14 protein-coding genes are annotated in these 12992 nt (G+C 34.8%); 4 read left to right on the forward strand and 10 right to left on the reverse strand.

The genetic code is table 11. The annotated features are described in order from the left end of the window. Positions 1–319 precede the first annotated feature (319 nt). The 4 genes from V7083_RS22090 to V7083_RS22105 form a co-directional block, all read right to left on the reverse strand. Entirely contained in the window at positions 320–499 is a 180-nt protein-coding gene (locus tag V7083_RS22090; protein ID WP_335482130.1) for a small acid-soluble spore protein H, read from the reverse strand. A 182-nt stretch (positions 500–681) separates the two neighbouring features. Next, positions 682–1239, reverse strand: coding sequence for an NADPH-dependent FMN reductase (gene ssuE, locus V7083_RS22095; protein ID WP_335482132.1), 558 nt, complete (start codon positions 1237–1239; stop codon positions 682–684). 460 nt (positions 1240–1699) lie between these two features. After that, complete coding sequence (locus V7083_RS22100; protein ID WP_335482134.1) at positions 1700–2563, reverse strand: SDR family oxidoreductase; 864 nt, start codon at positions 2561–2563, stop codon at positions 1700–1702. Positions 2564–2568: 5 nt separating this feature from the next. Continuing rightward, positions 2569–3006: a MarR family winged helix-turn-helix transcriptional regulator gene (locus tag V7083_RS22105; protein ID WP_335482136.1), complete on the reverse strand. Its 438-nt coding sequence runs from the start codon at positions 3004–3006 to the stop codon at positions 2569–2571. A 169-nt stretch (positions 3007–3175) separates the two neighbouring features. Here V7083_RS22105 and V7083_RS22110 point away from each other — a divergent pair, with 169 nt between their 5' ends. Continuing rightward, a complete protein-coding gene (locus tag V7083_RS22110) occupies positions 3176–4003 on the forward strand; it encodes a hypothetical protein (RefSeq protein ID WP_335482138.1) in 828 nt (275 codons plus the stop codon). Between the two features lie 72 nt (positions 4004–4075). Here the strand turns inward: V7083_RS22110 and V7083_RS22115 are convergent, their stop codons facing one another. The 4 genes from V7083_RS22115 to V7083_RS22130 form a co-directional block, all read right to left on the reverse strand. Continuing rightward, a complete protein-coding gene (locus tag V7083_RS22115) occupies positions 4076–4612 on the reverse strand; it encodes a cysteine hydrolase family protein (protein ID WP_335482140.1) in 537 nt (178 codons plus the stop codon). Between the two features lie 277 nt (positions 4613–4889). Beyond that, positions 4890–5483, reverse strand: a complete 594-nt coding sequence (locus V7083_RS22120) for a hypothetical protein (RefSeq protein ID WP_335482142.1) — start codon at positions 5481–5483, stop codon at positions 4890–4892. Positions 5484–5835: 352 nt separating this feature from the next. Then, complete coding sequence (locus V7083_RS22125) at positions 5836–6495, reverse strand: DUF429 domain-containing protein (protein WP_335482144.1); 660 nt, start codon at positions 6493–6495, stop codon at positions 5836–5838. A 154-nt stretch (positions 6496–6649) separates the two neighbouring features. Continuing rightward, positions 6650–8557, reverse strand: coding sequence for a 3'-5' exonuclease (locus V7083_RS22130; protein WP_335482146.1), 1908 nt, complete (start codon positions 8555–8557; stop codon positions 6650–6652). Between the two features lie 223 nt (positions 8558–8780). Between V7083_RS22130 and V7083_RS22135 the strand changes: the two genes are divergently transcribed. Further along, a complete protein-coding gene (locus V7083_RS22135) occupies positions 8781–9155 on the forward strand; it encodes an ABC transporter ATP-binding protein (protein WP_335482148.1) in 375 nt (124 codons plus the stop codon). Between the two features lie 132 nt (positions 9156–9287). Then, positions 9288–10028 (forward strand): AAA family ATPase, encoded by a 741-nt coding sequence (locus V7083_RS22140; RefSeq protein WP_335482150.1) that lies wholly within the window; start codon positions 9288–9290, stop codon positions 10026–10028. Positions 10029–10226: 198 nt separating this feature from the next. On the opposite strand, the gene V7083_RS22145 is transcribed toward V7083_RS22140, so the two are convergent. Beyond that, positions 10227–10994, reverse strand: a complete 768-nt coding sequence (locus V7083_RS22145; RefSeq protein WP_335482152.1) for a TSUP family transporter — start codon at positions 10992–10994, stop codon at positions 10227–10229. 59 nt (positions 10995–11053) lie between these two features. Then, positions 11054–11491 (reverse strand): GNAT family N-acetyltransferase, encoded by a 438-nt coding sequence (locus tag V7083_RS22150; protein WP_335482154.1) that lies wholly within the window; start codon positions 11489–11491, stop codon positions 11054–11056. 195 nt (positions 11492–11686) lie between these two features. Between V7083_RS22150 and V7083_RS22155 the strand changes: the two genes are divergently transcribed. Then, entirely contained in the window at positions 11687–12055 is a 369-nt protein-coding gene (locus V7083_RS22155; RefSeq protein ID WP_335482156.1) for a tubby C-terminal domain-like protein, read from the forward strand. Positions 12056–12992: the final 937 nt, after the last annotated feature.

A 12992-nucleotide genomic window follows, 5' to 3' on the forward strand; every position in this document is an offset into this window, starting at 1 on the left:
TTTTTTTATTAAAAAAATTTACGATCAGTCAAGACTTTGTCTAAATCCCTCATCATTTATTTCGATTCCCTAAATTAATTAAAGTTCATTATAACCCGAAACCGGTAAGGGGTAAAGAATTAATGTGACATCAAAAGGAAATATTTTTAATGGTTCATTTTTGTAGTTATGAAATAATAGAATCGTGAAGATTATACTAGTAAAGATAACAAGACACATTCTGACAATACAAAAAACCGACTTTTTATTTAGTCGGTTTTTGCAGTGCTAAGAACAATTCATTTTAATGATAACAATTTTTCTGTGCTATGAATCCCTTTTATTGTTCAATCAGGTTAGTTATCGATACATTTTGTTTGTTATTCGGTTCATCTAGTGGATGAATGGTAGCCAAACCTCTTTCCTGATCAACATGTTCAATATAGATTTGTCTTCCATTACAGATTACATTTGCCATTGTATTGGAATTGCAAATTTCTTGAGCTCGTTGGGCATCCATGGATCAAGACCTCCTTTCTCAAAACAACAATTTAAGTATTTGTATAAATTGAAGCAATATACATTGTTTAATGTAAAGAAGTTATAGTCCGCCATAAATATGGTTGGGTTGTAAAAAAAAACCATATGGAAAGAAGAATCTATCCAAATGGTTTATATTTTTTTCATTTTATAGAAATTTATCTAACCAATAATGCTGGTTACATTCTTTTCTTGTAATAAAGAATTTTTTAAGACATTCAAGGAAGTTTCTATTCGAATTTTCACTTCTTCATCCAAATCATATTGATTATTTCCTATTTTTTTAATTTGACGATCCAAAATATAAGCTCCCTTTAAAATATGAGTGGCTCCAAGAGCAGCTAAGACAGGTTTTAATGCATAATCAATCATTAACAAATGTCCAAATGTACCTCCAACAGCAATCGGTAAAACAGTCTTGCCCTCAAGGCCATTTTGCGGCAGCAAATCAAGGTAGGTTTTTAAAACTCCTGAAAAAGATGCTTTGTACACAGGCGTCAAAATAACAATGGTGTTGGAGTCCTCTACCTTTTTATTAGCCCTTACAATCTCTTCACTATCAAACTTCCCTTGAATTAAATCCTTAGGAGGAAGATTTCGAACATGAATGATTTCTGAATCGAGCTTCACCTCATGAAAATACTTGGTCACTTCATCTAATACCCCATTTAATCTCGTTTGTTCAGAAGGGCTTCCAGAGATAATCGTTATTTTACTCATTTTTTTAACTCCTCTCCATTCAAATATTCACATAGGAATACTTGATTTTATGGTTATTTTTTTATCGTTTCAAGAAGTGTATTGATCGGCCTCTTTAATCCGAGATTCTCCGTTAATGTGCTGCCAGTATATTCATTGCACCGTTTGGCCAAGAACCTTTTCATTGTTTCTTCTCACTCCATAGGTATCCCCAAAACTTCATTCCATTCCCATCCTTTTCTTTAGGTTGATCCCCTATCAGCCAATCGGAAAATAAAAAAACCAGAGACTTCTCTTTTGAAAGAATCGTCTCCGGTTGTCCGGTAGATTGTATTAATTTCCAATTGGATTACTTGGTTTTTACTATCCTATCAGGTAAAAATTCATTCGTCAACACAAAATTTAACTTTTCCTAAAATTCAAATTAAGAAGAGTTGAATTTTAATTTATTCATGTAAAGATTGAAGACCCGTTTTTTTAATTATGTATGTTGAAAAAATTCTTTGTGATCTTCTACATACTCTCTAAAAAGGATTGGATCACGGTTTAGTATTCTTTTTGCATCATCTGTAATGTGGCCAGCCGTTCCCAACTTTGTCATAACATATAACATCGTCATGACATTAGCAAATCCCTTGGGTGTCCCTCTTTTCATGATAGTCCTTCTAAATTCCAGTATACCTGGGTTGGAATAGGTAATGGTTCGGTTTAACACCTTTGACATCGTTTCGGCCACTTCATAATAGGTGATGGCTTCACTGCCAGTCAGCGTATATTTTTTATTTAGATGTTCTTCATTCATTAAGCAAATAGCTGCAATTTCTCCAATATCTCTAGTGTCGATAAAACTAGTTTTTGCATTCCCAACTGGCATAAACAGTTCATTACGAATGAGGATATCGTCACGGTGAGTGGTATTGAGATTTTGCATAAAGAAGCTTGGTCTCAAGAAAGTATATTGAAAGTCCAGCTTAAGGATTAAGTCTTCAATTTTCCTGTGCGGAACAACCGGATTTTTCTCTACACCCAGAAGGGAAACAAAAACGATTTGTTCCACAGCCGCGCTCTTAGCCTCTTTTAAAAAAGGAAGAATGTCTTTCTTCGGATTTGCTAATTTCGGCGGGCGCATAAGAAACACCTTGTTTACACCTTCTAAAGCTTCCCGATAAGTTTCTTGCCTTAAAAAATCAAATACGACAAGTTCAACAGGAAGAGTAGAATAAAATTTCTTCCCTCTTTCTATATTGGTAACAGCCGCACGGGTCGGAACTCCCTCCTCCATCAATTTTTCGACGACGTACTGACCAATATTACCGGTTGACCCTGTTACTAATACCTTTGTCATCGTGTTCACTCCCCAGTAAAGGTTCTATCCAATTTTGTTAACAGCTGCAAAAATACATCTCTTTCTTCAATAGAGAAACGTTTTAATGAGGCTTCCATAACACCATTGCTCACCATTTCTAATTTTGGAATCAATTCTTTTGCCTTAGAAGTTAAAAATAAAATAGAAGATCTTTTGTCATTTGGATGTTTTTCTTTTACCATCATCCCTTTTTCGCAAAGACGATTCACGATTCCAGACATGGTAGGCTTATCAAAATCTAGCATGGAAGCTATTTCGACAGCCGTTCTTAGATGTATGGAAGAAGAATCCCCCTCGAGCATTTCTAGCCTTTTTAATACGGCCCATTGTGAGGCGGTCAAATCATATATTGCTAATTCCTTGGTTAAGGTGTATCTCAGTTCCTTAGAAACTTTCATGATTAAATACCCGATATTGTTCATCATTTCATGCTCCTTACATATAGTTAGTGTACTAACTATATTGGGTATGGTCAACCAGTTTTCTTCTATAAATTCGCTCATTGACCAATTTGTAACAACATCTCCTTTTTTACCCTGTCCATTTGCACCTCCCGCTCCTAAATAGATGGTGAAAGGGTGGTGCATTTTTATGAATCTTAAATCGGGCATGATACAAGGGTTTGAACAGTTTTCACAGTTCCATAGTTTGAAGGAATTCAATACTCATTTGGAAATGTGGCTGTCTGATTATAAGAAGGAATTTTCAAAAGGAGAATTGGTGGGGCTAAAACGATTAGCCCGTTACACGGCAAAGGTTCCTGGAGTTTCCAACGCAAAAATCGGTACTGTTTTAAAAGCGATCCACGAAGAATATCATGACAATGGAATCTCTCGTTCTACGTTTAAACGCATGATCATCAAAGCAAAAACAATCGGCATCTTGACAGTCTATGAAACGGAACGTAAAAATGGCTCCCAATCGAGCAACCTGTATATATTTAATCGTTATCCAACAAATGAACCACCCAAGGACGATCAAATGAACCACCATAAAGAAACTATTGGTCTTACTAAAACCAATAAACAATATATAAATAATCGTAAGGACGATCATATCAACCAAATTCAGCAGCTAGCGATTTTGACAAAGGAGGTCGATATCAATCACACGTTTGTAGGCGATCATGTACCGCAATCCTTTGTTGATCAAATCAAATACTTCTATTCTGACGTGAAAACAATTGAGGAGTATTGGCGGATGGTGTACATTGCCGCATGGCGGAATAATTGTGAAGAAAGGCTCGATTGGATGGTGGAAACGGCCAACCAAGCCTTTAGACTGTTGATTAGAAAAATAAAGCTGACACGCGGCGTAAAAAATCCGATTGCCTATTTTTATAAAATCGTCCTTGAAAAATTATGTATTCTCTATTACCAGGAGATTGATGAGATGTTTGAAAATGGTGAACTCAACTAAGATTAAAATAAAGACCTTCAATAGGTTTGGAGGTCTTCTCAAATCATTATGTTACAGTTATGAAAAATGTTTTTATGAAAATTGCACATCTTCAGAGGGAGTGACGGTGATATGATGATGAATGGTTTTTACGGTATAAAGGTTGTGGTTATGATGTTTGATGATGAGTTCCGCTGGAATAGCTCCATCTGCCGTCGTATGACCGTCAGATACTAATGTCACGTCAAAGCCTAACGTAACGGCACTACGGCAAGTGGTATCAACACAATATTCAGTTCGTACACCTACTACAACTAAATGATTGATTTCCCTGGCTTTCAATTCCTGTTGTAAGGTCGTTTCATAGAAGGCATCCGTACCGGATTTAGGAATAATGGTGTCACCTGGCTTGGGTTGGATCCCCTCAACAAATTGCCAAAATCGCGTGCCTCTTTGCAAAAATCCACCCGGCTGTTCCTCATGTTGAATGAAAAAGACAGGAATCTTCTCTTTTTCTGCTCTACCAATTAGTTTTAACATGACAGATAGTGTTTCTTCTTTCTGGTATGTCCCATATAACGGACCTACTTGAGGATCAATTACCAACAAAGCAGATTTCTTTTCACTCATTACTCAACACTCCAATGTAAAATATTAGGTTACCATTCTTTTATACATTTTTAAGTGTATGAAATAAACATCATCATCATGATTTAGTTGGCAAAGGTTATGATGTATTCACCAACAATTCTTTTTAGAGTGTGTCAAATAATAAAAAACAATATTTAAACCTAAAGGGTTCCGTTATGAGGTGCAAAAAGGTTTTTAACACCGAAAAAAACAAGCCAAATAGTGATTAAATGAACAACAAAACGGCAGCCAATTAGCTGCAGTTTTAACATTTTCATTAGTAAGAACCAACAAAGTACCAATTTTTGTCCATTTTAAATATTTCTTTAAAATCACCATCAAACGCTTTTTTAGAGGGCTTTTGGTCTTTAGGTATATATACGAACCCTGAAAAGTTATCCATTATTCCACGATAGGTAAAAAAGAGAATGTTATACCCATCGCCAGATTTCTCCACCACTATTTCACCGCCACCACTAGAAAGATGTTCATATTTCTTGGGTAAATGAATGAGTGAAGAGTTATGAGAAACATTTGGTTTGAGTTCTCCGTTTTCAACCATTTTCGCTACTTGTTCTCGCTCCGATTTGTTCATTGTGAAATCAATATCCAATATGATTTGATTAAACGGAACGAAAAATAGTAATAGGATTGTGATAACTTGTATGACAATTGGCTTCCAATCTTTATTTTTAATTAAGGTTATTATTGCTCTTATTGAAATGAAAATAAAAAATCCAAACACTAATAAGAGAACGGGCAACATTAGAAATTCTGTTATAATATCGATTATTTTCCATTGAAAAAACATATACAGAATGACAATTACACTGCTGATTATAGATAATTGTAACAATTTGTTTCTTTTCATTTCTTCACCAACCCCTGATTATGCTCATCTTATACGGTAATATCTTTTAAAGTAAATACCTTTTAGTTAAACCTAACAGTGAGGTTGGAGTCCTAAACCAAATTTACAAGCGATTTAGTATTAAAATTAACAGTCATTTTAGCACAGTAATTTAAATATTACAACTATTGTCACGCCTACAAATTGAATGCTAATTACAGTGCTAATTTGTACGCGAAACCATCATAAACCTTGATAAAACAACAAAAACAGGAGAGTGAAATTCTTGCAATTTCACTCTCTAAATGTACTGCTAATTATATTGTTTGCACCTTGGAACGGAACCAGTTAATTTAAACCCAACCTTTTTAAACTAACAGCAATAATCATAGGGATGAAGGGGTAGATCAGCAGGACAGATCCATTTCGTTTGAAACGATGGATCTGTCCAATGCCATACTCCAAGTGCTGCTGCACATGCATCGATTGTATGGCTTTCTTCCTGAATTTCATCAGGAAGGTTGGTCAATTTCTGCTCTCCAAACCAACTTTTAATGAAAGTTCTGGCGGACAAATTTTGTTTGTAGGTCAAGAAATACTCCAAATCGTGAGGAGAAATTCTAGAACCCATTACAGCACCCGGGTGCACTTCCGCAATCGAAATGGGATATGAACTTTTCAGATTCCCTATTTCCCTGCTGAGCTTAATCCCCCTTAATGTAAGGTATACCATTTTATTCAAAGTCGGTGGCATAATGGATCCAGATTTCATCCCTAATGAAATAATGTATTTCCGTAATTGTTGATCGCCTGGCCTGTCTCCTCCTCCATCCTGGTAGGATAATGGTGCATCCATGCCAATAACCACCTCATCACATTGACTCTGATCAGAAATTTCGTTTAAAATCTCCAAGTCACTGACATTTCTCAAGAGCTTTTTAAATCTCAGCTCTTCATCAACTTTTTCAAATACTGCCACCACAGTATCTTTATGATTACTTGGGCCCGATAAATCAATGCCGATGACGATCATAACGGTTCCTCGCTATTCGAATAATTATAATTCTAAAGAAAGTATAAGATGAAGAAATTTTAACTTCCTTTAAGTACCCAAAATCAGTGAAAATGAATTAAGCTAGATAGAAGACCTTCATGCGGTTGTGAAGGCCTTTCTTAAAATGTTTCCATTATTGTATTTGTTCTAACTCTCTCTTCTTCAGATTTCTTTCAAAAAGAATTCGATCAAAATACTTCGTATATTCCGATTCCTCAGAATAGGAAAGACAAAGAAACTGCTTTGCGCGGGTCATACCTATATACAAGAGAGAAACTTCTCTTTCCTTATCATCTTCCAATGGAAACGGCATGGAATCCACATTGACAATAAACACTGCCTGAAAATCGAGTCCTTTGCTACTGTCAATTGTACTAATCTTTACTTTACCATCTTCCTTTTTAAAGGAACGTTTTGAGACATCGTTTTCAGTAATCCAGTAATATGGGATACTGGACTCTTTAAGTATACGTTGAATGATATCAACAATAGGGTATTTATGAGTCTTTTTTACACGGTAAAGAATTAACATTTCATCAAATGGAACTTTCCTCTCTTCATTCAACTTCTTAATTTGTCTTGATACAATGCGAATTTCATCAAAGAAGTTTGATGCTTTTAAGATCCCTGGTTCTGGACCTTTTCGTTTTGTACTTTGGGGCGCAATAATTTCTCCTTCAAGGTCTCGATTCACTACCTTATTTTTAAACATGGAATGTTCCCGGAAAAAGTCCCAGGCAAACTTCACTATTTGTGATGTATTTCGATAATTAATTGTTAAAACCTTTGATCTTCCCTGAAAACTTAATCCGGTATCCTGAAGATAGGAACGGTTTCTTTTATATATGGTTTGTGCCCGATCTTCCACTAATAATAATGATTTGGTATCTTCGTTTATTAGTGAACTAACTAATCGAAGCCAATCTGCTTCGAAGTCCTGCCCTTCATCAATCAATACGGCATCGTAGGTTGGTAGAATCGTCTCACCCTTTTCGATCTTTTCAATCATTTCTGGGAGTTGATACTCTTTTATTTTTAAATCATTTTTTAGCCATGAATGGAAGTTTCGAACTTTGATATTTTGGTTTTGAATCGATTTTGTAGCAGGATCATAATCAAATAGATCTTCTGGTTCATTCAACATTTGGATAATCATTTGCTGGATGGCATTGGCTAGTGAAATGTTATAGCAGAGAATTAATATCTTCCAATCGGGATTTTGCTTTAACAGCATTTTTGCCCGACTGGCCAAGATAATCGTTTTTCCACTGCCAGCAACACCACGAATTAACCTGTTTTTATCACCAATTTGCTTTGCCAAGTTTTCTTGGTGTAAGTCCATTGTTTTAATATCATGCAAGGACAACAATAACTGGTCTTGATAAGGAACAGGTGCTTTAAACTCAGCACTGATACGAACCTCCGGAAATAGATGATAACGGATAGCGTTAATATCATCCATTGAAAGTGGTTCTTTTAAACGGAAAGGAACCACAAACATATTTAGAATTTTTTCCATTAAGATCTCTTCACAAAATTCTTCTTTCTCCGGATCAATTTCATCCCTCGTTAAACAAAGATGAGGTTCAATGACTGAATAAAGTCCATTCTTGATGAAATCTTTGGTTAACATTCTAGTAAAAACAACACCATACCCATATGGAAACTTTAACTGGAACTTATATTTGCCATCTAATTGAACAAGATTTTTATCTTTTTTCAATACGTCAACTAAATGGAACGTATTGTCTCTTGCTTGTTTCATAGGACTTTTGATAACCGCTTGATCCCCTGAAGTAGTTACAATATGCCATTCATCGTGGTTGATTTGAAATAGAGTATTCTTCGTATAATCTTTTACCTCAAGAACCACAATCCCTAAATCAGGGCCGATAATCACAAAATCAGGTCGCTTCCCCTGAATCTCCGGTTCAAAATAAACAATATAATCATCAGGAAGATAGGTTTTGAGAGTACGAAAAAACAATCGCTCCCCAGTCGTCGCTGATGAACGAATCGTTTCAGGTATTGTAATTGCCATGACAACCGCTCCAAAAATTTCATTTTTCTCCATTATACAACAAATAGTGCCATTGACCTAAATTTTTACAGTAAATAAACCTATTTATTTTACAATTTTCTACTAAACCATGCAGAATTCACCAAAACCTATTGTGTTTTTTTAAAAATATTACAATAATAGAAACTGAGGAAATAATCCTGAATATATAGATTACCTATTGGAATTTTGCGAGGTGGAATCAATGATAAAAGGAATCCTTGATAAATTATTTAAACCGGAACAACATGCTCCAAAACCAGAGAGACAGCCAACCATAAGTCAAGCTGAAATTGAGGCACTAATAGAAGCAAAACTAAAAGTCCATACGGAATCTATTCAGAAAAATGCAGAAGAAAATAAAAGCCAACCACCAACTCAAGATGATTATAAATTAACAGCCAAACAAACAGATTATGCCCTATCATTAATTGCAAAGTTTAAGAACGAATTCGAACTTGCCATTGATCCTTCGGAGTTAACTGTTAAAGATTTAAATAGACTTATAGCCTATCAAAAATATAGAAATAAAGGCACGCTTGTTAATCTAGTAAAAAAAGGTGTGTTGAGGAAAAGGTAGTAAAAAATCCCCCGATTCTATTGAACCAGGGGATTTTTTAAAATGATAATGGAGACGATATTTAGGCCCAATGGGATGTACGATCGACTTATGATAGAATGGTGGTAAAAAGTAAGGTAGTTGATTCATGGAATGAATTCCTCCTATTTAAGAAGTGTAATTTTAAACAGAGACGATGTTCCTGCATTTACTGACTATCCATTTAATTTGCCAATTATAAGGACTCTAACTCAGCTAACATTCCATCCGAAGGTTACTTACCTGATTGGTGAAAATGGCATGGGGAAATCTACTTTATTGGAGGCGATTGCTGTTTCCTTAGGGTTTAATCCAGAGGGCGGGTCTTTTAACTTCAACTTTTCTACGTTTGATACTCACTCGGATTTGACCAATTTTATAAAACTAATCAAAGGTGTAGATAAGCCAAGGGACGGCTTCTTTTTACGAGCTGAAAGCTTTTATAATGTGGCTTCCAATATTGAGGAATTGGATCATGGTGGTGGTGCTCCGAAAATCATAAACTCTTATGGTGGACAATCGCTTCACAAACAATCACATGGAGAGGCGTTTTTTTCAACCTTTCTTCACCGTTTTGGAGGAAATGGAATTTATATACTGGATGAACCAGAAGCTGCTCTTTCCCCCTTGCGACAAATGTCCATGATCACCAGAATCCATGACCTAGTGAACCAACACTCCCAACTCATTATCGCTACCCATTCACCCATTATTATGTCGTATCCAGATTCTTTCATTTATGAATTAAGCGAAGAAGGAATACAAGAGAAAAAACTAGAAGAAACCCATCATTTTCAGATCATGAAACGTTTTCTAAATGACCCTAATAGAATGCTGCATCATCTTCTGGAATAAATATAGTTAAAAAAGGAAGCTTTAGTCCCTTTAGCTTCCTTTTTTGCTATAGTTTCAATTTAGAGGATTGATTTTAGCTTCTTCATATTAATGAGCAAAATATAGAAATCCAATCTTCCTTACAAGATAATTCTTTATAACACAGTTTAACAATTTACTTCCGTACCCCTTAACTACAAATTAACTTTTTAGGTTGGACTACTTAATTAGATCGAAAATATTTTTTGTTAACAATAACAAAGTTACGGCAATAAACAATGCACGAACATAACCACTTCCTCTTTTGATGGCAAATTTCGATCCACAGATAGCTCCAGTAACCCCTGCAAGTGCCATTGGTAATCCGTAAGCAAAGTTGACTTGCCCTAAGGATATAAACATCAACAAACCAGCAATATTACTGCCAAAGTTTAAAAACTTTGCGTTCCCTGCTGCCTTTATAAAATCAAAACCAACCATTAAAAAAGCAAATATTAAAAATGAACCGGTTCCAGGACCGAGGAATCCATCATAAAAACCAATAGCAAAAATAAACACTGTAAAAATAATGAAATGACGAATTGACATTTTTTTAGGGGTTGAATGACTGCCCCAATCTTTCTTGAAAACCGTATAAATGGCAACCGCTGCAAGCATAATTAACATTAATGGCTTCAGAACTTCTGGGTTCATCAAATGAACGGTCCAGGCTCCAAGCATCGAACCAAAAAATACGAGCGGGAGCAACTTGTATAAAGATGTTAAATCTAGTTTACCAGAGCGATAAAACATAAGCGTACTCGTTAAAGATCCCATTGTCCCGACTAATTTATTCGTAGCAACAGCTGTTGCAGGAGTCATCCCTGTAAATAATAAGGCAGGCAATGAAATCAACCCTCCACCCCCTACAACTGAATCGATAAATGAAGCTAAAAATCCAAATACAATTAAAATAATAAATAAAGATGGGTCAAAATCGAAATACATCTAATCTTCCTTTCATCTAGTTGAATTACAAACACCTATTAGTAAAAGAAACCAGTTGGTTATAATGGCAAACTCATAGAAACTGTTCTTATATTAAAGCCCATTTTTTCGTATAGTTTAATAGCTTGATTCCCTGCAAATGCACTAAGACGGACTTCAGAGTGTCCATCTTGTCTTAGATGATCAATGGCTGTTCTCATTAATTGTGTAGAAATTCCGTTTCCTCTATAATCCTCTCTAACAAATAGTTCATAAATAAATCTATTCATCTTATCAGTGAATTGGTCTTTACTTGCCCCTATAAGAATCCAGCCCATTAATTTATCGTTATCAGTTGCTATTAAATAATAGCTCCCCTTTTCCAGCAGTGGTTCAACAAGATGTTTGATTTTTTCATTTGTAGGTTTTACTTCACCTAATGTGCCATCAAATACAGCTAGGGGTGAAAGTAAAATAATATTTTTAAGTTCTGAATTATTAGGTTTCCTAATTTCCATTAATAAAAACAGTCCTTCAATATCGTTTTATTAAGTTTAGCATAATATTCCAGTAATCTTCCTCAAAAGTCTAAAAATTAAATTGGTGCCTTGTTCAAGTAACCTGCTCCGTTTGTTCAAAAAGAAAATGATACTATAAATGTCTCAGACGTGTTATATAATATAAATGTTCAATTGAATGTGCTGGAGGATACTATGGAACAGTTTACTTATCAAGTACCTGAAAAGGTACATGTTTCAACAATAATACAAATAATAAACGAACAAGGAGAAACTGTATTCGAAATAAGAAAACAACAACATAAATTCCTTGCCCGTATCGTCCACAACTCATTACGTGGTGGCATTCCCTATTGTTATAGAATTGCTAATGCTTTTGGGAAACCACTTTATACCATAGACTGCCTGATTCCAGGCTTTAGGTACAAATTGATTGACTATTTATCCTCACAAACCGTACAGATAGCTTCCAATAGAGTTCATCTAGATGAAAAGGCATATCGTTTTAGATTAAATAACCACGAATATCTTTTTGAAAAGATTATACGAGTGCTGGTTACTTAAAATGCGATAATAAACAAGTAGCCAGTGTTTCGATGCCTATTAAAACAAATATTTCGTTGTTCAATTTGATACTATTATAATAAAATCAACGACGCAGGAAGTCGCAGGTCTTGCTGCCGTTTTATATCATACGTTCTATTATTACGGTGCTTAAAGATAATGTACAAAAACCAAACTTTTTGTTCAACTAAACAACACCGTTCGTCTTAAATCCAACAGTACCTTCATTAGTACCACTCTCCACTTTTATCATCCACTATATATTTTACCATACATTTCCAAAGTCTTGATGCACTAAATTGCTTCGTCCGTGCAGCCATCATAACTTTACAAATATAGATAAAATTAGCCTATATACATTTTTTCTTGAGAGCGAATCATAATTATTAAGCTAAAACACACATCAATTAATTTCTAGAAACAGCAAAGTCAAGAGTCTGCCTGTTGAAAATGTACGTTTCAAACTGGAAAAAAGTGTCCCAATTTATCAAGCAAAAACTGAATCATCTCTTTCTATTGGTCACAACAAATCTCTAACATATTTCAAAATCATTTTTGCTTTCCCCTTTTTTCGAAAAAAAATAGACCTTGGAACCCAAGGTCTTACTAATTATAATGGTTCATATTTTCGAATGGAGTACTACTCTTTCCTTTTATATCAAAACTTTTATTTTATCAGCCCATACAATCTTAATTTCATACAGATCGAAGAGTAATAATCTTCCTAGTTATCCCAAAAAGTAATGGATAATAACACCAATTATCGGTAAAATTAACACATTAAATCTGGAGGTACTATATGTCAACCTTCGTTTTCGTCTTTATTCTTATTCTGATAGGTATTATTCATATTAATCGATATAACAAGTTGCCTCACCCTCTAATAACCTTTTTTATTGTATTTACAATGATGTGTATTATTTACGCATTACCAAGT

The sequence above is a fragment of the Bacillus sp. JJ1764 genome (assembly GCF_036962145.1).
Taxonomy (GTDB): domain Bacteria; phylum Bacillota; class Bacilli; order Bacillales; family Cytobacillaceae; genus Neobacillus.

Coding starts and splice junctions, on each gene's coding strand:
- V7083_RS22125 (WP_335482144.1), bottom strand. CDS start 6,495: ATGATCGTCATCGGCATTGATTTATCGGGCCCAAGTAATCATAAAGAT.
- V7083_RS22145 (WP_335482152.1), bottom strand. CDS start 10,994: ATGTATTTCGATTTTGACCCATCTTTATTTATTATTTTAATTGTATTT.
- V7083_RS22155 (WP_335482156.1), top strand. CDS start 11,687: ATGGAACAGTTTACTTATCAAGTACCTGAAAAGGTACATGTTTCAACA.
- V7083_RS22120 (WP_335482142.1), bottom strand. CDS start 5,483: ATGAAAAGAAACAAATTGTTACAATTATCTATAATCAGCAGTGTAATT.
- V7083_RS22135 (WP_335482148.1), top strand. CDS start 8,781: ATGATAAAAGGAATCCTTGATAAATTATTTAAACCGGAACAACATGCT.
- V7083_RS22110 (WP_335482138.1), top strand. CDS start 3,176: ATGAATCTTAAATCGGGCATGATACAAGGGTTTGAACAGTTTTCACAG.
- ssuE (WP_335482132.1), bottom strand. CDS start 1,239: ATGAGTAAAATAACGATTATCTCTGGAAGCCCTTCTGAACAAACGAGA.
- V7083_RS22105 (WP_335482136.1), bottom strand. CDS start 3,006: ATGAACAATATCGGGTATTTAATCATGAAAGTTTCTAAGGAACTGAGA.
- V7083_RS22140 (WP_335482150.1), top strand. CDS start 9,288: ATGAATTCCTCCTATTTAAGAAGTGTAATTTTAAACAGAGACGATGTT.
- V7083_RS22115 (WP_335482140.1), bottom strand. CDS start 4,612: ATGAGTGAAAAGAAATCTGCTTTGTTGGTAATTGATCCTCAAGTAGGT.
- V7083_RS22130 (WP_335482146.1), bottom strand. CDS start 8,557: ATGGCAATTACAATACCTGAAACGATTCGTTCATCAGCGACGACTGGG.
- V7083_RS22100 (WP_335482134.1), bottom strand. CDS start 2,563: ATGACAAAGGTATTAGTAACAGGGTCAACCGGTAATATTGGTCAGTAC.
- V7083_RS22090 (WP_335482130.1), bottom strand. CDS start 499: ATGGATGCCCAACGAGCTCAAGAAATTTGCAATTCCAATACAATGGCA.
- V7083_RS22150 (WP_335482154.1), bottom strand. CDS start 11,491: ATGGAAATTAGGAAACCTAATAATTCAGAACTTAAAAATATTATTTTA.